Origin of the sequence: Streptomyces sp. ISL-99, assembly GCF_018614005.1 — a bacterium.
Classification (GTDB): Bacteria; Actinomycetota; Actinomycetes; order Streptomycetales; family Streptomycetaceae; genus Streptomyces; species Streptomyces flavidovirens.
Genome location: NZ_JAGGPC010000033.1, coordinates 34301 through 53899, shown reverse-complemented (window position 1 = coordinate 53899; position 19599 = coordinate 34301). Strand labels below are relative to the sequence as shown.

At 67.9% G+C, this 19599-nt stretch carries 21 protein-coding genes; 11 read left to right on the top strand and 10 right to left on the bottom strand.

The window, feature by feature from the left end:
• The first annotated feature begins 156 nt into the window (after window positions 1-156).
• Window positions 157-1605, top strand: coding sequence for a hypothetical protein (locus J7E91_RS20945; RefSeq protein ID WP_308376846.1), 1449 nt, complete (start codon window positions 157-159; stop codon window positions 1603-1605).
• Window positions 1606-1671: 66 nt separating this feature from the next.
• On the opposite strand, the gene J7E91_RS20940 is transcribed toward J7E91_RS20945, so the two are convergent.
• The 8 genes from J7E91_RS20940 to J7E91_RS20905 form a co-directional block, all read right to left on the bottom strand.
• On the bottom strand, window positions 1672-2760 hold the full coding sequence (locus J7E91_RS20940) for a tyrosine-type recombinase/integrase (RefSeq protein WP_214907016.1): 1089 nt from the start codon (window positions 2758-2760) through the stop codon (window positions 1672-1674).
• A gap of 56 nt (window positions 2761-2816) precedes the next feature.
• Window positions 2817-3023 (bottom strand): helix-turn-helix domain-containing protein, encoded by a 207-nt coding sequence (locus J7E91_RS20935; RefSeq protein WP_214907015.1) that lies wholly within the window; start codon window positions 3021-3023, stop codon window positions 2817-2819.
• A 241-nt stretch (window positions 3024-3264) separates the two neighbouring features.
• On the bottom strand, window positions 3265-3894 hold the full coding sequence (locus J7E91_RS20930) for a site-specific integrase (RefSeq protein WP_214907013.1): 630 nt from the start codon (window positions 3892-3894) through the stop codon (window positions 3265-3267).
• A gap of 641 nt (window positions 3895-4535) precedes the next feature.
• Window positions 4536-5927, bottom strand: a complete 1392-nt coding sequence (locus J7E91_RS20925) for a tyrosine-type recombinase/integrase (RefSeq protein ID WP_251016017.1) — start codon at window positions 5925-5927, stop codon at window positions 4536-4538.
• A complete protein-coding gene (locus J7E91_RS20920; protein ID WP_359388241.1) occupies window positions 5924-6109 on the bottom strand; it encodes a helix-turn-helix domain-containing protein in 186 nt (61 codons plus the stop codon). The genes J7E91_RS20925 and J7E91_RS20920 overlap by 4 nt, the downstream gene beginning before the upstream one ends.
• 367 nt (window positions 6110-6476) lie before the next feature.
• Entirely contained in the window at window positions 6477-6674 is a 198-nt protein-coding gene (locus tag J7E91_RS36125) for a helix-turn-helix domain-containing protein (protein ID WP_308376843.1), read from the bottom strand.
• 438 nt (window positions 6675-7112) lie between these two features.
• Complete coding sequence (locus tag J7E91_RS20910) at window positions 7113-7355, bottom strand: DUF397 domain-containing protein (protein ID WP_214907010.1); 243 nt, start codon at window positions 7353-7355, stop codon at window positions 7113-7115.
• Window positions 7352-8218: a helix-turn-helix transcriptional regulator gene (locus J7E91_RS20905; protein WP_214907009.1), complete on the bottom strand. Its 867-nt coding sequence runs from the start codon at window positions 8216-8218 to the stop codon at window positions 7352-7354. The genes J7E91_RS20910 and J7E91_RS20905 overlap by 4 nt, the downstream gene beginning before the upstream one ends.
• A gap of 660 nt (window positions 8219-8878) precedes the next feature.
• On the opposite strand from J7E91_RS20905, the gene J7E91_RS36120 reads away from it, so the two are divergent.
• Window positions 8879-9112 carry a hypothetical protein gene (locus J7E91_RS36120; protein WP_251016015.1) on the top strand — a complete coding sequence of 78 codons (234 nt, stop codon included), beginning with the start codon at window positions 8879-8881 and terminating at the stop codon, window positions 9110-9112.
• Window positions 9113-9150: 38 nt separating this feature from the next.
• Here J7E91_RS36120 and J7E91_RS20895 read toward each other — a convergent pair whose 3' ends face one another.
• Together J7E91_RS20895 and J7E91_RS20890 are read right to left on the bottom strand one after the other, a co-directional pair.
• Complete coding sequence (locus J7E91_RS20895; protein WP_214907005.1) at window positions 9151-10068, bottom strand: SUMF1/EgtB/PvdO family nonheme iron enzyme; 918 nt, start codon at window positions 10066-10068, stop codon at window positions 9151-9153.
• Window positions 10069-10077: 9 nt separating this feature from the next.
• A complete protein-coding gene (locus tag J7E91_RS20890) occupies window positions 10078-10860 on the bottom strand; it encodes an aminotransferase class IV family protein (protein WP_214907003.1) in 783 nt (260 codons plus the stop codon).
• Between the two features lie 288 nt (window positions 10861-11148).
• On the opposite strand from J7E91_RS20890, the gene J7E91_RS20885 reads away from it, so the two are divergent.
• The 9 genes from J7E91_RS20885 (at window position 11149) to J7E91_RS20845 (ending at window position 19573) form a co-directional block, all read left to right on the top strand.
• Window positions 11149-11643 (top strand): DUF6415 family natural product biosynthesis protein, encoded by a 495-nt coding sequence (locus tag J7E91_RS20885; protein ID WP_251016014.1) that lies wholly within the window; start codon window positions 11149-11151, stop codon window positions 11641-11643.
• Window positions 11644-11876: 233 nt separating this feature from the next.
• On the top strand, window positions 11877-13778 hold the full coding sequence (locus J7E91_RS20880) for a glycoside hydrolase family 15 protein (protein ID WP_214907001.1): 1902 nt from the start codon (window positions 11877-11879) through the stop codon (window positions 13776-13778).
• 28 nt (window positions 13779-13806) lie between these two features.
• Window positions 13807-15327, top strand: a complete 1521-nt coding sequence (locus J7E91_RS20875; RefSeq protein ID WP_214906999.1) for an ATP-binding protein — start codon at window positions 13807-13809, stop codon at window positions 15325-15327.
• Window positions 15328-15402: 75 nt separating this feature from the next.
• Window positions 15403-15921: a roadblock/LC7 domain-containing protein gene (locus J7E91_RS20870; RefSeq protein ID WP_214906990.1), complete on the top strand. Its 519-nt coding sequence runs from the start codon at window positions 15403-15405 to the stop codon at window positions 15919-15921.
• On the top strand, window positions 15918-16331 hold the full coding sequence (locus tag J7E91_RS20865) for a DUF742 domain-containing protein (RefSeq protein ID WP_214906988.1): 414 nt from the start codon (window positions 15918-15920) through the stop codon (window positions 16329-16331). Before J7E91_RS20870 ends, J7E91_RS20865 begins: the two co-directional genes overlap by 4 nt.
• Window positions 16303-16971 carry an ATP/GTP-binding protein gene (locus J7E91_RS20860; protein WP_374224751.1) on the top strand — a complete coding sequence of 223 codons (669 nt, stop codon included), beginning with the start codon at window positions 16303-16305 and terminating at the stop codon, window positions 16969-16971. The genes J7E91_RS20865 and J7E91_RS20860 overlap by 29 nt, the downstream gene beginning before the upstream one ends.
• Window positions 16971-17612 (top strand): GAF domain-containing protein, encoded by a 642-nt coding sequence (locus tag J7E91_RS20855; RefSeq protein WP_214906986.1) that lies wholly within the window; start codon window positions 16971-16973, stop codon window positions 17610-17612. Before J7E91_RS20860 ends, J7E91_RS20855 begins: the two co-directional genes overlap by 1 nt.
• Window positions 17613-17699: 87 nt before the next feature.
• A complete protein-coding gene (locus tag J7E91_RS20850; RefSeq protein WP_214906984.1) occupies window positions 17700-18953 on the top strand; it encodes an acyl-CoA dehydrogenase family protein in 1254 nt (417 codons plus the stop codon).
• Window positions 18954-19081: 128 nt separating this feature from the next.
• Window positions 19082-19573, top strand: a complete 492-nt coding sequence (locus J7E91_RS20845) for a DNA-binding protein (RefSeq protein WP_308376841.1) — start codon at window positions 19082-19084, stop codon at window positions 19571-19573.
• Window positions 19574-19599: the final 26 nt, after the last annotated feature.

The window sequence follows — 19599 nt, the reverse complement described above, 5'->3', positions numbered from 1 at the left end:
CCCTGTGGAGGATCAGTAGGGCTATACACCAGATGCCGCCGGTCGTGGTCGAGTTCAGCCTTGGCACCACTCATTTGAGGGGCCAACACACCTCGATCGCCGCCCTTCTCCTCTACCTTGACAATCCCATCTGCATCCTCGAGTGGAGCCGGAGTGGTGAAGTACGCGGTGTCTGCACCGCAGGCTGACTTGCTGCGCGAGATCGCGGCGGTGTCCGATGCCGTGCGTATCGCACCCGGCCGTACACAGGTCGCCTGGGCGCTGGAGCAACGTGGGCTGATCAAGAGGACTTGGCGCGGCAGTGGTCACGTCGCCGTGGTGACTGCGGACGGCCGCTACTACCTCAAGCACGGCAAGCATCCCCGGCAGGTCCAGGCGGATAAGGAGCGGCTGGAGGGTGACAGCGCTCAAGCCGCGCTCGCTCCGGCCGGCGGGGCTGAACTGGTCTCCCGACTGCAATCGGCATCAGGGACGATCACGGTTGCTGATCCTGCGCCTCGGACCCGGGGGCGGTGGCGGGCCGCCTATTACGACGCACTCCACCACGGGCACGTTCCGGAAGGTCACAAGGTGCGGTGGAACGGTCGTCAACGTGGCGACTGTGTCTTCACCCTGGTCAACGAAGAGGCCGAGAAGGCTGCACAGCCTCCTCCGGTGCCGAGCATCGACGTACCGGAAGTTCTGGATCGGCCGCACCCTCTCGTCCGTGCGACGCGTAAAGCCATGGGCCGCTCCCAGGGCACGGTCGACACCCGCGGCAGAGCGGAGGCCATCCCATTGCATGTGTCGCGTCCGCTTGCCGACCGCGCCCTACGGATCATGCACGCGCTACTGACCGAAGCCGAGAACCGCGGCTACACAGCTGAGCCTCAGACCGACCTCCAACGCGGCGAGGCCCTACACACACTGGCGATCGTGATCCGGGGCCGAGCCTTTCCCCTCGTCCTCACGGAACGGACGACCAAAGTCCCTCACGAGCCGACTCCGAAGGAGGTACGTCAAAAGGAGCGCAATCCCTGGATCCGGCTTCCCAAGTACGACGAGGAGTTCAACGGACGCCTCGCCCTCGGTGCACCCGCCAAGAGCTGGTACCAGCACTCGTATGCGCACAGCGACGGGGTGCGATGGACGCTGGAGTCGCGCCTGGGTCTCTTCCTACAGGACCTCGAACATCTCGCTGCTGAAGGCGAACGCCGGGACCGGGAGCAGGAACTCCTCGAAGCCGAGCGGCGGCGCCGGTGGTACGCGGCTATCGCACAGACGCGTGAGCAGCAGATCGATCAGCAGCGTGCGAAGGTGCTCGCCGAACAGGTGAGTGCTTGGAATCAGGCTGCCGAGATCCGCGCCTTCTGCCAGGCAACCCGCGCTCGAACCGACAGCGCTCCGCTTCCGGCCGACGAGGCGGAATGGCTGCAGTGGGCGGAGGCGTATGCCGCACGGCTCGACCCGCTGCCCCACGCGCTTGTTACTCCGCCGGACCCCCCGGCCAAACGGGAGGTTCTTCGCGAGGTTGCAAAGGTCGACGCCTACGCCTATCCGTGGCCGTTCGACGCTGACGGCCGCTGGGCGCTCCCCCAGGAACAGTCGCCCGACTCGAACTCGTGATCGTGACCTTATTCCGCGTGCAGACGGCTTCGCCCCTGTCCAAGCGGGACAGGGGCGAAGCAACGTCTACGCGGCGATCGTGAGCGGGGTTTCCATCCGCTCCCAGGCCCCGAGGACGGCCTTGTGCGCGTCCGGCTGCAGGTGGGCGTAGCGCTGGGTGGTCTGGAAGCTCTCGTGGCCGAGGAGGTGCTGGACCTCGTAGAGGGAGACTCCTTTCTGCACCAGCCATGAGGCGCAGGTGTGGCGCATGGAGTGGGGCGGATAGTGCGGGACGAGCTGCTGCTCGCCGTCGTCATCGAAGTAGCGGGCTCCTTCGACAGCTGGCCACCAAGTCTGTCGGCGCCAGTTACCGTCATCGAGGAGCCGTCCCGCCCTGCCCTTGGTGACGGTGGTGAACACCACGGCGTCCCGGTCGAGCCGGTATATGTGACGTTCAAGTGCTTCCAGGACATGGGCCGGGAGCGGGACCTCCCGGCGGCTCCTGGAGCTCTTGGGATACTCCTTGATGCCCCGCTTGGTGTTGACCTCGACCACGAAGAGGCGCGAGCGACGCTGGTCGATGCGGTGACGGTGAAGGCCGGAGAGTTCGCCCCAGCGCAGTCCGGTGTAGACGCCCAGTAGGCACATCGTCTTCCAGGGGGCGGGAAGCTCGTCGAGGATGCTCTGCGCCTGGTCGGTCGTGAACCACTGCGGCGGTTTGACGGCGATCTGAGGCAGGTCGATGCGGCGGCACGGGCTCAACGCGATCACATCGTCATCCACGGCCGCGCGCATGATGGACGAGGTCAGGTTGTACGCTCGCTTGATCGCCGCAGCGCCCACGCCCTTCTCCACCAGGGAGCGGATCCAGCTCTGGACGTCCATGCGAGTAACGGCCCGCATCTCCCAGTCCGCCCAGTGGGGCATGACATGGTTTTTGATGGTGGAGGCGTCGCCGCGCAGAGTACGGGGCTCAACGATGCGGGCGTCCCACCAGCGGTCGTGCCACTCGCGGAAGGTGATTTCGCCGGCGCGTGGGTCGCGGATGCCTCCGCGGGCGGACTGTGTCTCCATCTCGGTGCCCCAGGCGCGGGCCTGCGCCTTGAGGGGGAACGACTCGCTGTACCGGTCTCCTGCCCGGTTGCGTACGGTCGCTTGCCAGTTGCCGGACTTCAACTTGCGGAGGTACAGGTTCTACTCCTTGTTCGACGACGGGGCCACCATGATCGGGGTCAGCGGCGAGTTGTCGGCATGACAACGGCACGACGGCTGAGGAACTCATCAAGGCTGGCCGCTGGGACCCGCACACGGGAGCGGCCTGACCCGGTACGGAGGTCGACGACAGGCAGGTCGCCGGCTGCGATGAAGCGATAGACGGTTCGACGGTCGACGTCCAGGGCGGCGGCGACGGTGGGTATGGACAGCAGGCGTACAGACATAGCGGGGGCCTCGAAGTACTGGGGAAGGGCTGGGCGTCCAGCGAGACGGCCATCAGAGCGTCGACCGGTGTAAGGGGTGGTCAAGCACCCTGTCCGGAGGGTGAAACGCGTAGGGAGAGCCTCGGCCGAACGGAGGTTGGTCACACGGCGGCTTCATCGCGCGCAGGAGTTCATACCAAGAGGGCGGTTGTGCCCCGTGCGCCCCCGCGCTCTGGACCTCAGCCAGAGCGCGGGGCGAAATTCACGACTTCAGTGACTCTGGAAGGCCCATGATGGCCTCCAGGCGGTCCCAGTCGATCTCTGCGTCTTCCACACGGAAGCAGTGCGGGTAACGCAGGGCCAGCCAACTCGGAGTCACACCGGCCAACTCAGCAACCGTGAAGGGTGAGATGCCCATCCCGAGCCACTTCGCCAGGCAGGACTCCCGGAGAATGGAGATGGGCTCCCCCAGGCGCCACGAGTACCGCTCGTCCCGCGGCAGAACGGCCTCTTGGGCCTGCGCCCATACCTGCTGGTATACGGGAGTCGAGGCTGAACGTCCGCGCAGGTCGGGAAACAGGAGATCGCCCTCGCGCAGGCCGGCCTCGCTTATCCATGCCCGCAGAAACTCGACGGACTGCGAGCGGAGGGGAACCTCCCTCGCTTTCCCCCTGTAGCGGACGGTCAGCTTGCCCAGGCCACGCTCCGGGAGCACCACGTCGCTCACTCGCAGCTCACGGGCTTCGCCCGGGCGCAGAGCCTGCTCGGCCACAACACGCACGAAGGGGTACACCGAACGTTCAACACCCTCCCGTCCACGCACCCACTCAAGCAGCGCTCGAACCTGCTCCTCGGAATACAGCCACTCTTCTTCCATGACTTCGACCGACATAGTTTTGAACTCCTTTGCGGGAACGACGGAACACACCCGGCAGATCAGCGGGTAGTTCAATGGTCTGGAGAAACGCCGGTTTGGCTAACCGGCGATCGTCGGCTATGTTGCGCCCGACTCGATACTCCCGATGCCCTGGCGCACACACGTGAAAGCAGCGCGTAGTCGCGCCGCTGCGGACTGTTCTAGGTTTGCTTGCTTCGGCGCGTCATTCCAGTCAATTGCGCCCTCAACGTGTCTGCCGTCGGCGAATCAGCACAATCAAGCACCGCGTTGGGGTACTGCCAGCTGCACCAGCGCCGGGCAGTGAGGAGCCAGGGACAGAGCAGGCGCCTTCTAAGCGCTTGGCCGCAGGTTCGAGTCCTGCCGGGGGCGCCACTGACGTCACGTCAGGTGGGCCGTGTTTTGCCTGGTCAGACTATGTCTGACCCTCGCGGATTTCCAGCGTACGCCGCTTCGCCGGAAGGCGCGGGAGTCCGGCTGGCACCGGCTGAAACTGGACCTCTACGGGTGTCTGTCCCCCATGCGTCCCCCAGCCTCCCCCATCCAAATGCACCCGAAAGGTCCCTGCCGACTAACGCCGAAGGGCGGTGCGGGACCCCATCTGCCTGGGGTCCCGCACCGCCCTCGATCGCGTCCGGCTACACCGCCTCGGGGACGTACCGGATGCCTTCGATCTGCTTCAGATAGTTCGCCAGCTGGCCGGCGATGCACCTCGCGTAGATGGCGAGGAGCACGGGCACGCTGTTCCCCGCCCATTCGGCGACCTGGGCCGGGGGGATGCCCTTGTTGAGCCACGCCGTGAGGCAGGTGTGGCGGCAGTCATACACGCGCTTGCCTGCGGGTGACTGGAACTCGTGTGGCTTGAGAACAGCCTTTCGGGCTTTTTCCCAGACTCGTCGGAACACCGAGCCCGCAAGCATGCCGCCGTTCTCCCCAGGGAAGAGGATGTCGGTCGGCTTGAGCTTGTAGCGGTCGATGATCTCGCGGAGGAAGGAAACGAGGTCTGGGTGGATAGGCACGGTCCGGGTGTCGCCCTCGGCTCGCCCCTTCAGGTCGCGGTCATCGTGGGGCTTGCCGCTGTCGGTCCACTGGCTGCCGACCTCCGGCCGGGCGTTATGGACGATGAACTCGCCCCAGCCGGATTCGGGGAGCGTGGCGTCGGCCACGTGAAGCGCGACGGCTTCCTCCGGTCGAAGGCCGGCGTAGCACAGGGTGGCGAAGAAGGCCCGGTAGATGAGCCCCCGCCGAGGGCGCTTGCCAATCCAGTCGAGGAGCGCGGTGACCTGCTCCGGGTTCAGCAGCGAGCGCTTGTCGATGGCCTGAGCGACCTTGGGTGCGCCGCCTCCACTGCCCTTCCCCTTTGGCAGGGGGTTCTGGCGCAGTATGCCGTGACGAACGGCATACTCCATCGCCAGGTTCATGATCCGCCGATTGCGGGTCACGGAGCTGGCCGCTGCCGCAGTGCCGTCCAGCAGGGTGCCGAGAGCGGAGACGACCGTGTCGATCCGGTCCGACTGTTCCCAAGCTGCCATCGACAGCGTGTTGCGCTGGACCCAGTCGAGGATGACGCGGACCTCGTCGGGTATCGATTCTTCGGGGTTGGTCCGGCGCTTGGAGTTGAAGGCCCACTCGCGCAGCGCAGTGCGCACCTTGACCGGATCGAACTGCTTAGGGGGCGTTCGGAGCAAGGCGATGGTGGCGGGGGTCATCGCCTTTGCCACGTTCTTCCGCTGGTTAGCAGAGAATTGCGGCCACGTCTTGTCGACGAACTCGACGGCGAAGTCGTACCAGTTGGTGCCGGCCGCCTTGCTGGAGTACGAGATCGGCATACCGGTCTCGGTGCTGAAGGGCTCGCCACGCTTGACTGCGGTCAACAGGTCGGAGCGCCGGGCATCCGCGAGTGCCTTGGTCGGGTAGGTCTTGCTGTGCTTTTTTGTGTCGACCTTCCAGACCACCTTGTAGGTGTATCCGTTCGCTCGCGTCCGGCGCTCGATGTTGTAGATCCGTACGTCAAACGTGCCACCGATCAAGAGGCATCCTCACAATCACTAAGCCAGTTTTCGAAATCACTGCGCCGTATCCGGAGACTGCCGTTAGGCAGTCGGATACAGCGCGGCCCTCGCCCCTTTTGCCGCCAGTCGTAGAAGGTGGATCGGGCTATTCCCAGCTCGTCACACACGTCATCGACCGTCAGCTTTGCCCCAGGCCGCACCGCTACCGCCACGCCGTCACCTCGCAAACGCCGAGGGCAGGGCTCGGTGTTAGCTCGGGGCGGAAAAGGGCAGGGGGTATCGCGGATCGGCGCATGGCAGGGTTTCCTTGCTGAGGAGCGAGGAGTGACAGGGGGCGGCAGCACTCCCTCGCGCGGTCTGCGCCAGGACGGCCGCCTGCCGGCGGCACTCGCTGCCTACGGCAAAGGCGCCGCAGCAGAGCTGCCCCGCGCCTCCTCTTGCCAACGCGAAGCTGCCTGTGTCCGCCACGGCTCCACCGCCAAGCGCAGCCGAAAAGCGAACACCTCAATGGTCGCGACGATCGCCGGTTTGGCTAACCGGCGATCGTCGGCTATGTTGCGCGCCGCATCACGTACCCGATGGCTGCTTCTCCTCACCGCCGACGGGGAGAAGAAGGTACGAGCGTGGGGCTCCAGGCGCGCTGTCCGAGGCGACCGCTAGCAGACCGTCGTCCGTAAGCCGGTCGAAATTCGCCGTGACGCGGCGCTCGGGAATCCCGAGAGCCTGTGCCACTTGCCGGGGCGTGGCGCCGGGATGCCGTGCCACGTGCGCGCGGACGACACGATCGCCACGCTAGCCTTGTTGCAAAAGATCTTCGCCGAAAAGGCCCGCCGCGCAGACGCAGACACAGAGCCCGGCGGAGACCGCAAGGTAGTCACCTGCCGTTTGGCCGACCCAAGCGTTAAGTCCGCCGAAGGCAAATAGAATTGGGGACGCCACCTGAGCGGTTCGAAGATCACGGATCGACAGAACAGACTCCCTCCATATCACCCGGCGAGCCGTTGACGAGCCTGCTTCCCTCCGGGGTGTAGTACGTTGGCATAGCCTCGGAAGGTGTTCCAGTCCTTTGCGGCTCTTTGTCGTCTGCCGTAAGCGAATGCGGCACTGGCTTGTTGGGACCTGTACGAGAACGGCCCGCATCCCCCTGTTGTGGTCAGGGGGATGCGGGCCGTTCTCGTACAGGTCCCAGGCGCCAGCGTGCCGCTAGTCGACCAGCTCGAAGTCCACGACGCCAGCCTTCACCGTTCGGATGAACGACGCGTACGCGTCGCGAGGAAGGGCCAGGGCCGGACCCTGCTTGTCCTTGGAGTCACGGACTCCGATCAGATCGCCCCGATGAGCGACCTCGACGCAGTTGCCACCGCCCTGGTCGCTGTACGTAGACTTGAACCACGATCCTTCCGGCGCGAACTCCGTAGAGGGAACGGGCTTCGTGTGATCAGTCATTTCCACAGTTTCTTGTCGAGTTCCATCAGGATTGACGGCGTCTGGGAGGGTCCTGGCGCCGCCTTAACCATGGCATCGAACTGCCTCTGGTACTGCCCAACATCGGAGGGTTTCGACCACATGGTGATTGATCTGTAGCCGTCGCTCTGGACTACCGCGTCCAGCTCATCGAACTCCAGCACCGTGAAGCAGAACCCTGCGCGGTAGGTGGACAGGTCTTCGGGGATGATCTGCACCTCTACGTTGTCCTGCTCGCAGAGGCGGATGATCTCCGCGTACTGGCGGCGCATCACCTCGGGGCTGCCGATCATCGTGCGCAGCGTGTTCTCGGTGAGGATGATGTGCACTTCGCGCCCGCTGTCCAGCAGCGTCTTGCGTTCCATGCGGGCTTGCACGCTGCGCTCGACGGCGTCAGTCGTGCGCTCCTCCACGATCTTGGCGGAGCCCATCAGGGCGCTTGCGTACTTCTCGTCTTGCAGCAAGCCGTGCACCACGTTGTTCTCGAAGCCTCGGATACGCACCGACTCACGCTCAAGACCGAGGTACCGGGGCATCCCAGAGGGAAGCACATTTCGGAAGGTCGTCAACGGCTCGCTCTTGAGCGAGTCGCGCTGCATCTGGAGCAGGACGTCACGGTCGTTGGGCTCTATGACGTCGTACTCGTCCATCAGCGCTTCAAGGTCCGCCAGCTTGGGGAGCGGGATCTCGCCGGCCTCCACCCGACTCAGCTTCGATCGGGAGAAACCGAGCTTCGTAGAGACGGCTTCGGCGGTGTAGGAGTCCACCTCCCTGCCAGGCTCGGCCGTCGCCTCAGCCTGTTTCTTCTTCCGCTCGCGCAGTTCGCGCAGCTCCTTGCCGAGCATGACCCGCAGGTACGTCGGTCCCCGTCGTGCCGCCACCTGTCCCCTCACCTCGCTGCTCTGTCTACCAAGTCCAATCCCCTGCTCCCCAGAACGTGATGCCTGTGAGTCAACAGGGGTTCTCTGTCCGGAGTCTGGCACGGCGCGTCCCCTCTGCAACACCTCCTGCCCGCTAAGTGGCACATGCCAATTAGTGCCCGTTCGGGGATTCCCTTGAATGTTAATTGGCGCGCGCAGCAAGCTAGTTACAGCAGCGGGTCCGGAAGTTCGGTCGGCTGCCGCTGGGGGCGTTCACCCCCGAGCTCGTGCGCGGCCCGTGCCAGCCCAAGGCACGTGAAGGTAGGGCCGCGCCAGCACCCCACACCCCGTCAAGAGCCGAGGCCCGCAATGCGCCAGAGCACCGCCCGCAGGACACAGACCTCCTGGATGGACCGGGAGCGTGACCTCGAAGAGTGGCTGAACCCCGATAGGCTCCGCGGCAGGGCCGATGCCTACGGTTCCCTCGCGACTGCGCGCCGAGACAACCTTGAGCGGATCGTTGCCCGGGCTCGTGACCGCGGGCGGATGCCACGTGTATGCCTGTACGCGCTGGCCTTTGGTGGCCAAGAGCCCCGGCACTCCTTCGACGCGGCTACGGCCTGCGCGGTGCGACAGTGTTGGCAGGTGGGAGCTGGCCAGTCCTACGTCGACCACCACGGCGCCGGTGCCCCTGCCGCGCGGCCCGGCTGGTGCGGTGTAAGGCAGCAGATCCTCGCGGGGTACGCGGACGGGGTCGTGGTGGTCACGGCCGACGTCATCAGTCCTCACATCGAGGAGTACCGGCAGGAACTCGACTGGTTCGAGCACAAGGGCTTCGTCGCCGTGGTGATCCCCGAGGCCGGACAGGGGCTGGCATGAGGGCCCGTGCCGTCGGCATCAGGCGTGCTGACCACGTCCTACGGGGCAGCGACGCAGCGAAACCCTGTGTCGTTGTCCTTCATCGACGCGGCGGCGGCGTTCAGCAGGAACGGCGCCGCCCGTTCAAACGGGGAAGTGAACGCGGAGCCCTTCAGGTGGTACCGCTCGTTGCCGGGCTCCTCTTCCGTGGAGCACCACTCCCAGACGTTGCCGCACATGTCGAAGATTCCGAACGGGCTGGCGCCGGACTGGTAGCGGGAGACCGGAGTCGTGGCGTCAATGCCGCCCTCGGCCGTGTTCGCCTTCGCGGCTGTAGGTTCGTTGCCCCAGGGGTAGATGCGCCCCCGCGGTCCGCGAGCCGCCTTCTCCCACTGCCGCCCGGTAGGCAGGGACTTGCCGGCCCAGCGAGCGTACGCAGTCGCATCGTGCCAGGTCACCCACACCACGGGATGCGTGGCCAATGTGACGGGGCAGTGACCGTCGGGCCAGTGTTGAGGCGGCCGATGCCTGGTGGCCAGCACGAACTTCGCGTAGTCCTCGTTGGTCGTCGGATAGACGTCGATGAGGAACGGCTCCAGCCACACCGAGCGGTTGTCCGGGCCGGAAAGGTAGATGCCCTCTTCGACGAGAGCCATGACCTTGCCGTCGATCGGATGTCGGCGGGTGCTCGGGTCCCTTCGCAGCAGTTCCTCGGCGCGCTCGTCGTGCTCAACAGCGGCACGTTCGGTCATGAGCGCGGCGAACCGCTGCTGAACATCAGGCGGGGCCTGGGCGAGAACCGTATCCAGAGCCGCCTGGTTGTCGAGTTCGAGTTCGATGGTCTCCCCCCGGCGTTTCCACCGGGGGATCTGGCGAGGATTCACGCCGACCAGGTCGGCGAACTCCTTCTGCTTCTTGCGCATGGCCATGCGCAGCAACTCGGCTTCACGACCGGTCCACCTAGTCACCCCCGCCATGACCTTGCCCTACAGGGTCTCGCCGGCGATCGACAGGTACGCCTCCTGGAGTCGCCTCAAGACGGGATGATCCACGAGGAGCTCGGTGTCGTCGATCGCGGCCAGAGGACGGACGCCGATCGAGGTGTTCGTGGCGAAGGCCGCTGCCATGCCCTCCGCCTGGGCCAGGGTGACGGGGGCGGTGCGGTGCTCGGCCTGCTGCTGGAGCAGAGCCATGGTGACACCGGGCAGTACAGGAGCGTCGGGCCACACGACGGTGCCCTCCTGGTCAACGAAGCCCACGTTCCAGGTGCCGCCCTCAGAGACGAAGCCGTCACGGCCGACGAACAGGGCATCGTCGAAGTCTGCTCGCTGGGCCGCGCCCCGGGCGTGCAGGGCGCCGAAGAGGCCGATGTGCTTCACCTGGGGCAGATCACGCTCGTACACGAGGCTCTGGGCGCGCAACGGTTCCGGAGGCAGGGCGCCGGCACCGCGTACGGACACGAGGACGTGCGGCTTGTTGGCGTCGGCCGGGTGGCCCATCTCGACCTTCGGGTCGTAGATCGTGACACGCACGACGCACGGCAGAGTCTGTCCCTCCAGGGCCTGGCGGACGTACTCGCGCACGCGGTCGGTGTTCAAGGGCGCGTGCCACACGACCTTGCAGTCTCGTGCGAGGCGTTCTAGGTGCAGCGTCAGACCGCGGATGCTGCCGTCGGAGTCGACGCGCATGGACGTGAAGTGGCCGACGTTCGTGAGCGCCAGGGGCAGCAGTTCGTCTACGGATACGGGCTTTCCATCGAGAGTCACCATGGCGCCCAGCATGTCAGGACCGCCCACTCCGGGGGCACCCCGAAGCAGGTTACTGACGGGTCAACGTCATCTGAAAGTCATTCCCAAGTCTTTACGACGGGGTGTTCGCTGGTCACCACGCAATCACGTCGAGTGATCAGCGGCTTGATCGGCACCGCGCGGCGCAACGGCGCCGCATGCCGCGCGCCCCTGCACCGCCTACATGGGAGGCCCCCGATGAGTCCTGTACCCGGCGTCGCACCAACTGCGGTCAACTCCACCTGGCCTGAAGTGAAGAGGAGCCCTGTCATGCGTCTTGCGCTGACTTCCCGTCGGGATGCCTGCCAGAGCGAGACCGCGAGCGAGCAGGGCGGTGCTGTGCCGGGCCCGCAGCGCGATCGAGCGGTGGCAGCGGCGGAAACCGTGGCGCTTGTGCTGGACGAGGAGTCGCCGCTGCCGGAGAGCGCCGCCGACGTGGACGAACTCGCTCGGCGCCTTCGCGGTCACATCAGCCAACTGGAGGTCGCGGTTCCGCCGGGAGCGTCCACGCTGCTCGGTGCGCAGCAGCTCGCTTCGGAGGGCGTCCCCGACGGCTACATGCCCAGCAGGGTGCACCTGGTCAAGCTGGCCGAGGCCACCCGGGAACTTGTCGCGACCGTGCAAGCTCACGGTGGGGCCGCCCCCGCGAAGCCGACGCGGAGACAACAGCGATGGTGCAAGCCGCGGATCAACGTGCTGCGCGGCTGGGTCTTCGCCATTGCCTTCGCCTGCTTGGTTCTGGCCGCGTCGGTGCCCCGAGCATGACCGTCACTGGGGCAGTTCTCATCGCCGCGGTTCTCGGCCCGATGGCGTGGCTGATGTTGCGCGGCGGACGAGCAACCGGCCGCGCCACTCCCCAGCACGAGGGCTCCCCACCTGGGCAGAGCGAACCACCTCCGTCTCGGTAACCACCGAGGCCCTCCTCATCCACCGTTCCCGGCCGTTTCCGCGGCCCCAACGCCATCCCCGGATTGACGGGGCCCATGGAGACCCACACGATGAAGCGCCTTCCCCGTATCGAGCAGTACGGCCTGATCGGCGACATGCAGACGAGCGCCCACGTCTGCGACGACGGCTCGATCGACTGGCTGTGCCTGCCCCGCTTCGACTCACCGGCCGTCTTCGCCGGCCTTCTCGGCACGCAGAAGCACGGCTCCTGGCAGATCTCTCCGACCGCACCTGCTGGCCGGTCCGACGGAGAGGCCGTCGCCGAGCGCCGGTATCACGGTGACTCGCTCGTTCTCGAATCGGTGTGGCGCACACCGACCGGGTCGGCCCGGGTGCTCGACTTCATGCCGCCGCGCGACGGGGCACCCCAGGTGATCCGGATCGTCGAAGGTATGACCGGCGAGGTGCCGATGGTCTCGGCTCTGCGTCCGCGGCCGGGATACGGCAGCGTCAGCCCGTGGATCCACGAGGTCGGGGGCCGCATGGCCGCGGAGGCCGGGGCGGACGCGCTGTGGCTCGACACCTGCGTCCAGCAGGTAGAGAAGGACGGCGTCATCGTCAGTGCCTTCGCCGTCGCCGCGGGGCAGAGCGTGGCGTTCGTGCTCAGTTGGTGCCCCTCCCACGCAGCAGCGCCAGACGTTCCGGACCCGGAGGCCGCGCTCGCCGAGACGCTCACCTTCTGGCAGGACTGGACGCAGGAAGGCACCTACGACGGGCCCTACCGCGAGCCCGTGGTTCGTTCCTCGATCGCGCTGAAGGCGATGACCTACGGGCCGAGCGGCGGGATCGTCGCGGCGCCGACCACGTCGCTGCCCGAGGAGATCGGCGGCGGACGGAACTGGGACTACCGCTTCACCTGGCTGCGGGACGCCTCCACCACCCTGGCCGCGCTGCTGGGGACCGGCTACCGGCAGGAGGCCCAGGCGTGGCGGCGATGGCTGTTGCGTGCGGTGGCCGGTGATCCGGAGAACCTGCAGATCATGTACGGGATCACCGGGGACCGGGATCTGCGGGAGCGAGAGTTGCCGTGGCTTCCCGGGTACGAGGAATCGCGCCCGGTGCGGGTCGGGAACGGGGCGGCGGACCAGCTGCAGCTCGACGTGTACGGCGAGGTGATCGAAACCCTGTATCTCGCGCACCAGAGCGGTGTCGCCCACTGCGCCGACACCGCGGTCCTGCACCAGCGACTCATCGAGCACCTGGCGCAGCGCTGGCAGGAACCGGACGAGGGAATCTGGGAGATCCGCGGGGCCCGCAGGCACTTCGTGCACTCCAAAGTGATGGCCTGGGTGGCCATCGACCGCACCATCCGCCTGGCCGAAGCCGGCGCCCTCGACATGGACCTGGACACCCTGGTCGAGCTGCGCGAGACGATCCACCGCGAAGTCTGCACCAAGGGCTTCGACCCGGAGCGCAACACCTTCACCCAGTCCTACGGCTCGCAGGAACTGGACGCTGCCACGCTGCTGATCCCCCGCGTCGGTTTCCTGCCGCCCGAGGACCCGCGCGTCATCGGCACCGTGGACGCGGTACGCCGGGAGCTGTCCACGCCGGACGGGCTCGTGCGCCGGTACCCGACGATCGGCAACCACGCCGGGGTGGACGGCCTGAAGGGCGATGAGGGCACCTTCATCCTCTGCTCCTTCTGGCTCGTCGACGCCCTGGCCCTGACCGGCCGCCTGGATGAGGCCCACGCCCTGTTCGAACGTCTCCTCGCGCTGCGCAACGACCTCGGGCTCCTCGCCGAGGAGTACGACCCCGTCCAGCAGCGCCAGCTCGGGAACTTCCCGCAGGCGTTCAGCCACATGGGCCTGATCCAGAGCGCCCGGCTCCTTCATCTGCTGTCCACGCAGTCCTCCCCTCACCGAGGCGCGGTCGCGGTTCCTGCGCCCCGGTCCCCGGCACGCAGGCCGCGACAGACCTGCAAGGACCTGACGTCGCAGCACGCCTAGCCGCCCCTCCCCACTGACGAGGATTCCCATGTCTGACAGCGCGTACCCGACACGGTCGGCCGCGACCGGCCACCGCCGACGGCGGTCCCCACGGACCGACGCCTTCACGGTGCACTGCGTCCGCCGTGCCGTGGCACTGCCCCTGCTGCTCCTTGCGGGGCTGCTGGGCGCCGCGTTCACCGTCCGGTCGACGGCCGCGGTGGCTCTCGGCTGGCTCCTGGTCGGCCTGGTCTGCGGGCTGACCGGCGTCGCGCTGGTGGCGGCCCGTGGAGCGCGAACGGCCGCTGGTGCCGTGCACGCTGCCGTAGAGGAACGACGGGCAGCGGAGCTGACCGCGGTCGCGGGGGTCGCGGCGGCCGTCGAGAAGTCGGTGCAGTGGTCGGCGGACGAGCTGTGCCGAGGGGGACGGCCGCCGTTGCCGGACATGCAGATGCCGCAGCCGGCCAGTGCGACCGCAGAGATCGACAAGGCGTTGAGTGCACTCAAAGTGCAGGCCGTCGCCTCGCTGATACGCGTGCACGACGAGTCCCAGTCCGTCGTCCTTCTGGAAGTGCTGCGCCGCCTGGCCATGCGGGAACACGCCCTGGTCGGGAAGGCGTTGGAGGCACTGAGTCAGCTGGAGATGCTGACCGACGACCCGGAGCTGCTGTCGAAGATCTTCGAGATCGATCACCTCGTGACGCGGATGCGTCGTCAGGTGGAGAGCACGGCGGTGCTGGGCGGGCAGTCCCTGCGCAGCGTGCGCCGGCCGGTTCCCGTCACGACCACGCTGCGCGGTGCGATCTCCGAGGTGGTGCAGTACCCGCGCGTGGTGGTTGCGGCCGGGTCCGTGGGCGGTGAGCTGGGTCTTCCCGGACACGTGGGGCCGGACCTGACGCACCTGTTGGCCGAGCTGATCGAGAACGCCTGCGAGTGCTCCGATCCCATGACGAAGGTGACCGTGCGGGCGCAGCGGGTGCCGAACGGGCTGGCCATCGAGGTCGAGGACCGGGCCATCCCCATGCACCCCCAGACGCGCGCACAGATGAACCGTCTACTGAAGGCCCCCGACGAGGTCGACGTCAGCGGCCAGGTACGAGCCGGACAACTCGGCTTGCTGGTCGCCGCGAAAATCGCCCAGTCGCACGGGTTGTCCGTTCTCCTGCAGGAGAACGTGACGGGGGGCACCACGGCCCTGGTCGTCATTCCGGCACGGCTCCTCGTAGCGATTCCCCCCGTCGGTGACGCGGGCGCTCGCCGCCGGGAAGCACGCCCCTCCACGCCCCCGCCGCGGCAGGCTGCCGCAGCGACGGCCGCCCCCTCGGCAGGCCAGGTCAAGCACCCGATCACCGTGGGCGCGCCGGGGACCGATGAGGCGGGGCACTCTGCTCCCGCGCCCGACCTTCCCCGGCGTACGCGGCAGGCCGGTGCGTTCCCTCCACCACGTGAGCGGGAGCAAGCCCCTGCGACCGCGGCGACGCCAGGGCTCGCAGCCGCCTTCCGCACCGGCATCGAGGCCGGCGGGACCGCCGGTTCTCCTCCCGCTTCGGCAGAGCATCCCAGGCCCTGACCATCGCCCGTTCCCTCCGCGTTCCCGGTGGCCCGGACATATCCGCCGGCCCTTCCCCCTTCTGGAGCGATCCCCATGAGCACCCACCCTGAGATGAACCACGTGACGACCGGCGTCGCGCCCGCATCCGAGGCGACGGCGAGCCATCAGCGAGAGGACATGGCCTGGCTGCTGCGGCAGTTCGCCGCCGACGTTCCGGGCGTCACGCACGCCGTCCTGCTGTCGCGGGACGGCCTGCGGCTGCTGGACAGCGACGTCGACAAGGACTGGGCGGACGAACTGTCGGCCGCGCTCAGCGGAGTGGCCTCCCTCGCGGCCAACATCACCGGCCCCGGCCACCAGAAGCGGCCGGCCAGGCAGGTCATCATCGAGCGAGACGACTGCCTGTTCTTCGTCCAGAGCGCCGGTCGCAGCGCGGCCTTCGAAGACCACCCCGGCAACGAACGCGGTGAAGTGGACACCGTCCTCGCCGTCATCGCCACCCCGGACGCCGACGCCGGCACCGCCGGATTCGAGATGGCGCGCCTGGTGCAGAAGTTCGCCCCCTACATGCAGATCCCCGTCCGAGTCGGCACAGGTGATGAGGTCCGGTGAGCGCTCACGGCGACGCGGCCGAGGATGCGACGTTCGTCCGGACCTACACGCTGACGCGCGGGCGCACCAGGCCGCGGCACCTGCTGGGCCTGGACACCGTGCTAGACGCCGGCCCCGGACGGCCCGGCCCAGGCCAGGCCGAGGAATGCGAAGAGATCCTCGCCCTGTGCCGGGAGCACCGGCGTTCGGTGACCGAGCTGGCGGGACGGCTCGGCCGCCCCGTCACCGCCGTCAAGATCCTCGTCTCGGACCTCCTGGACGCCGACGCCCTCGTCGTCCCCGTCACCGCCCCCTACGCCGCGTCCGACACAAACGCGGATGCGCGTCCCTCCCTGCAAATGCTGGCGGCCCTCTCTACGGCCCTGAAAAGGAAGTGGCCCGATGCCATCGCCTACCCCCAAGCCGGATGACCCGGCCGCGGGCGTGCGGACTCCGTCGCACTCGCATGCCGGTGCACCGACCGTGCTGAAGATCGTCATCGCCGGTGGCTTCGGCGCGGGCAAGACCACCGCCGTGGGCGCCGTCAGCGAGATCACGCCGCTGAGCACGGAGGAGTACCTGACCGAGGCGAGCGCGGACGTGGACAGCCTGGAGGGCGTCGAGGCCAAGCAGACCACCACGGTCGCCTTCGACTTCGGCCGCCTCAGCCTGCCCGACGCACCCGTGCCTCTGGAGCTGTTCCTGTTCGGCACGCCCGGCCAGGACCGGTTCGTCGACCTCTGGTACGACCTCTCCCGCGGAGCCGTCGGCGCGGTCGTCCTGGTCGACACCCGCCGCCTGGAAAGCAGCTTCACCCCCGTCAGCTTCTTCGAAGACATCGGCCTGCCCTTCGTCGTCGCCCTGAACCACTTCGACGGAGCCCACCGCTACCACCCCGAACAGGTCCGCACCGCCCTCGAACTACCCACCCCTGTACCGGTGGTCACCTGCGACGCCCGCAATCCGAACCACGTCGCCGGCGTCCTGCTGACCCTCGTCGGCCACGCCGTGAAGAACGCACCGGCAGGTCCCGTTCACCCCACATCCACTACCACCCTCCAGGACGCCTGATGTCATATCAGCCCACCGCCCCCCACCTCGTGCCGCAGGCCGCCCCACCCGCGCTGTCCTTGCCGCAACGTGGCTTGCGGAACGGCGCCCAAGGGCTGTCCATCCCGGCCGGCGCCGCCGTGACCGGCCCGCAGCACCAGCAGGTGACCGAACTGGCGCGGCGGTATGAGCTGCTGGAGCGCCTGGGCGTGTCCACCGCTGCCAGCCAGGACTTCGACGACCTGGCCCGCGCCATGGCCGAGCAGGCCGGGTTCCTGTACGGGTTCGTCAATCTGTTCCTGGAGGAGCAGACCTTCGTCGGACTGCACCAGCCGCCCGCGGACAGCGGGTACGTCATCGTCGGCCGCACCATGAGCCACGACCACGGCTGGTGCCCGGAGGTCGTGGCCCGCAAGAAGGCGCTCCCGCTGCACGACGTGCACGCCAGCCCCCGCTTCAGCGGCAACCACGTGGTCGACGCGGTCGGGATCCGCGCCTACTTCGGCGCACCACTCATCCACGACAGCGGCACCGTGCTGGGCACGGTCTGCGTCATCGACCCCGAGAAGCGGCCCCTGAGCGAGGCCCGACGGCTCAGAGACATCGTCATCAGCACCGGAGCCCAAGTGATGGACCACATCGCCCCCGCGCCCGTCCGCTAGGACCGCTCCACCGCCCCCACCCGGGAGCCGCTAGCGATCCCCGGCCGCCCCACCGCGCGAACTTCACCCAGGGAGAGGGAGACGACCATGCCCGCCACACCCGCCACACCGCCTCCTGCGCTGCGCCCCTATCTCACCGCCCGCCACGAACTGCTGTGGAACGAGGCGGATGCCTTCGCCGCCGAGCACATCGCGCCGCGCGCCGTACGGATGGAAGCCGCTCCGGGCAGGGTGGAGCGCAAGGTCGCCGATCTGATGGCCGCACGGGGCTGGTTCGCCGTCACCGTCCCGGCCACCTTCGGCGGTCTGGGCGCCGGCCATGTGGCCAAGACGGTCCTGATCCACCGCATCGCCTGCGTCTCGGCGGCAGCCGCGGCCATTCTGCAGGCCACCCTGATCCCCGTCGGCGCCTTGTTGCACTTCGCCACCTATGAGCAGAAGGGCCGCTGGCTGCCGCAGGTGGCAGACGGTTCACTGCTCTTGTCGATCGCCGTGACCGAACCGACCGCCGGCGGGCACATCGGCGGCATCGAAACCACCGCCGAGCGCACCGGCAGTCAATGGGTGATCAACGGCAGCAAGGTCCACATCGGCAACAGCCACCTCGCGGGAGCCCACCTCGTGCTCGCCCGAACCGCCGAGGCGGGCGAGCGTACCTCACAGGCGCTGACCGCGTTCATGGTCGAAACCGACCGCCACGGCCTCTCCGTCGCCGACCACCGCTCCGGTCTTGGCCTGCACGGCTTCTCCGCCGGCCGCCTCGACCTCGACAACGTCCGCATCCCCGCGGACAACGTCGTCGGAGAGATCGGCCAGGGGCTCAGCGTGGCGCAGAGCAGCAGCATCCTGTACGGCCGACCCAACCTGGCCGCCGTCAGCCTCGGGATCCACGAGGCGGTCGTGGCCACCACGACTGCTCGCCTCAAGGCACGCCCCCGCTACCGGGGCGCCCTGTCCGATCTGCCGGTCCTGCGGGACCGCATCGGTGACATGGAGGCCCGCCTGCGCGCCGGACGCATCCTGGCCTACCAGTCCGTGCACCTCCTCGACCAGGGCCTGCCCTGCGACGCCGACCTGATCAACGCGAAGTACCTGGGCCACCAGTGGGCCATGACGTCAGCCCAGGACGCCATGGAACTGCACGGCGCCCAGGCCCTCGACGGCGACTACGTCCTCCAGCGCCTGTGGCGCGACATCCAGCACACCTACCCACCGGCCGGGACCGGCGAAGTCCAGCGCATACGCCTCGCCGACGCCGCCTTCGACGAGGACCACATCCAGTGGTCCGAACGCCTCGCCGCGGAAACTGCCTGGGCGCACCCCGACCCCACCGCCGCATGAACCCCCGTGCGCGGCACCCCGTGAATCCCGACCGCCGCGCACGGGCCCGTGTCGCCGGCCCCCGTCCCCCTCGGGGACCGGCGGCACCCCTTCCGGTGACCGTCAACCCAGCCGAGAAAGAGACACCCGTGACCCCGTCCATGACGACCAGCGCACCGATCACACCGCTGAAGCCGACCCACCAGCGCGTCGCCCAGCATCTCGTGGACGGTCTCACCACCCAAGACATCGCCACGAGGACCGGACTGTCGCCCCACACGGTCCGTCAGTACGTACGCGACATCCGGGTGAGCGTCCACTGCCCGCCCCGCTGCAAGCCGCAGGTGCTCGTGCATTTCCTGTTGGCTGCCGCACAGGTCACCCCGCCCACGACGGACCGGCCTGCGCCGGAGCTCAACGCAGAGCAGCAGCTGCTACTGAAGGCGGTCGCTGAGCACAGCACCCCCCGCGACACCGCTCTCGCCGCCAAGATCGCCCCCGCCGATCTCCAATCCGCACTCGACGAACTGCTCGACGAGACCGGGGCCGCCAACGTCACCCAACTCGTCGTCCTGGCCCACGCATGGGGCCTGCTGGGTGCCAAGCCGACCAGCACGGTGGAAAACGGAGCGAACCAGTGAACACATCACCCGCCGCGCCGGTCACC

Coding starts and splice junctions, on each gene's coding strand:
- J7E91_RS20935 (WP_214907015.1), bottom strand. CDS start 3,023: ATGTCTGTACGCCTGCTGTCCATACCCACCGTCGCCGCCGCCCTGGAC.
- J7E91_RS20930 (WP_214907013.1), bottom strand. CDS start 3,894: ATGTCGGTCGAAGTCATGGAAGAAGAGTGGCTGTATTCCGAGGAGCAG.
- J7E91_RS20910 (WP_214907010.1), bottom strand. CDS start 7,355: ATGACTGATCACACGAAGCCCGTTCCCTCTACGGAGTTCGCGCCGGAA.
- J7E91_RS20905 (WP_214907009.1), bottom strand. CDS start 8,218: ATGCTCGGCAAGGAGCTGCGCGAACTGCGCGAGCGGAAGAAGAAACAG.
- J7E91_RS20895 (WP_214907005.1), bottom strand. CDS start 10,068: ATGGCGGGGGTGACTAGGTGGACCGGTCGTGAAGCCGAGTTGCTGCGC.
- J7E91_RS20890 (WP_214907003.1), bottom strand. CDS start 10,860: ATGGTGACTCTCGATGGAAAGCCCGTATCCGTAGACGAACTGCTGCCC.
- J7E91_RS20885 (WP_251016014.1), top strand. CDS start 11,149: ATGCGTCTTGCGCTGACTTCCCGTCGGGATGCCTGCCAGAGCGAGACC.
- J7E91_RS20880 (WP_214907001.1), top strand. CDS start 11,877: ATGAAGCGCCTTCCCCGTATCGAGCAGTACGGCCTGATCGGCGACATG.
- J7E91_RS20875 (WP_214906999.1), top strand. CDS start 13,807: ATGTCTGACAGCGCGTACCCGACACGGTCGGCCGCGACCGGCCACCGC.
- J7E91_RS20870 (WP_214906990.1), top strand. CDS start 15,403: ATGAGCACCCACCCTGAGATGAACCACGTGACGACCGGCGTCGCGCCC.
- J7E91_RS20860 (WP_374224751.1), top strand. CDS start 16,303: ATGCCATCGCCTACCCCCAAGCCGGATGACCCGGCCGCGGGCGTGCGG.
- J7E91_RS20855 (WP_214906986.1), top strand. CDS start 16,971: ATGTCATATCAGCCCACCGCCCCCCACCTCGTGCCGCAGGCCGCCCCA.
- J7E91_RS20850 (WP_214906984.1), top strand. CDS start 17,700: ATGCCCGCCACACCCGCCACACCGCCTCCTGCGCTGCGCCCCTATCTC.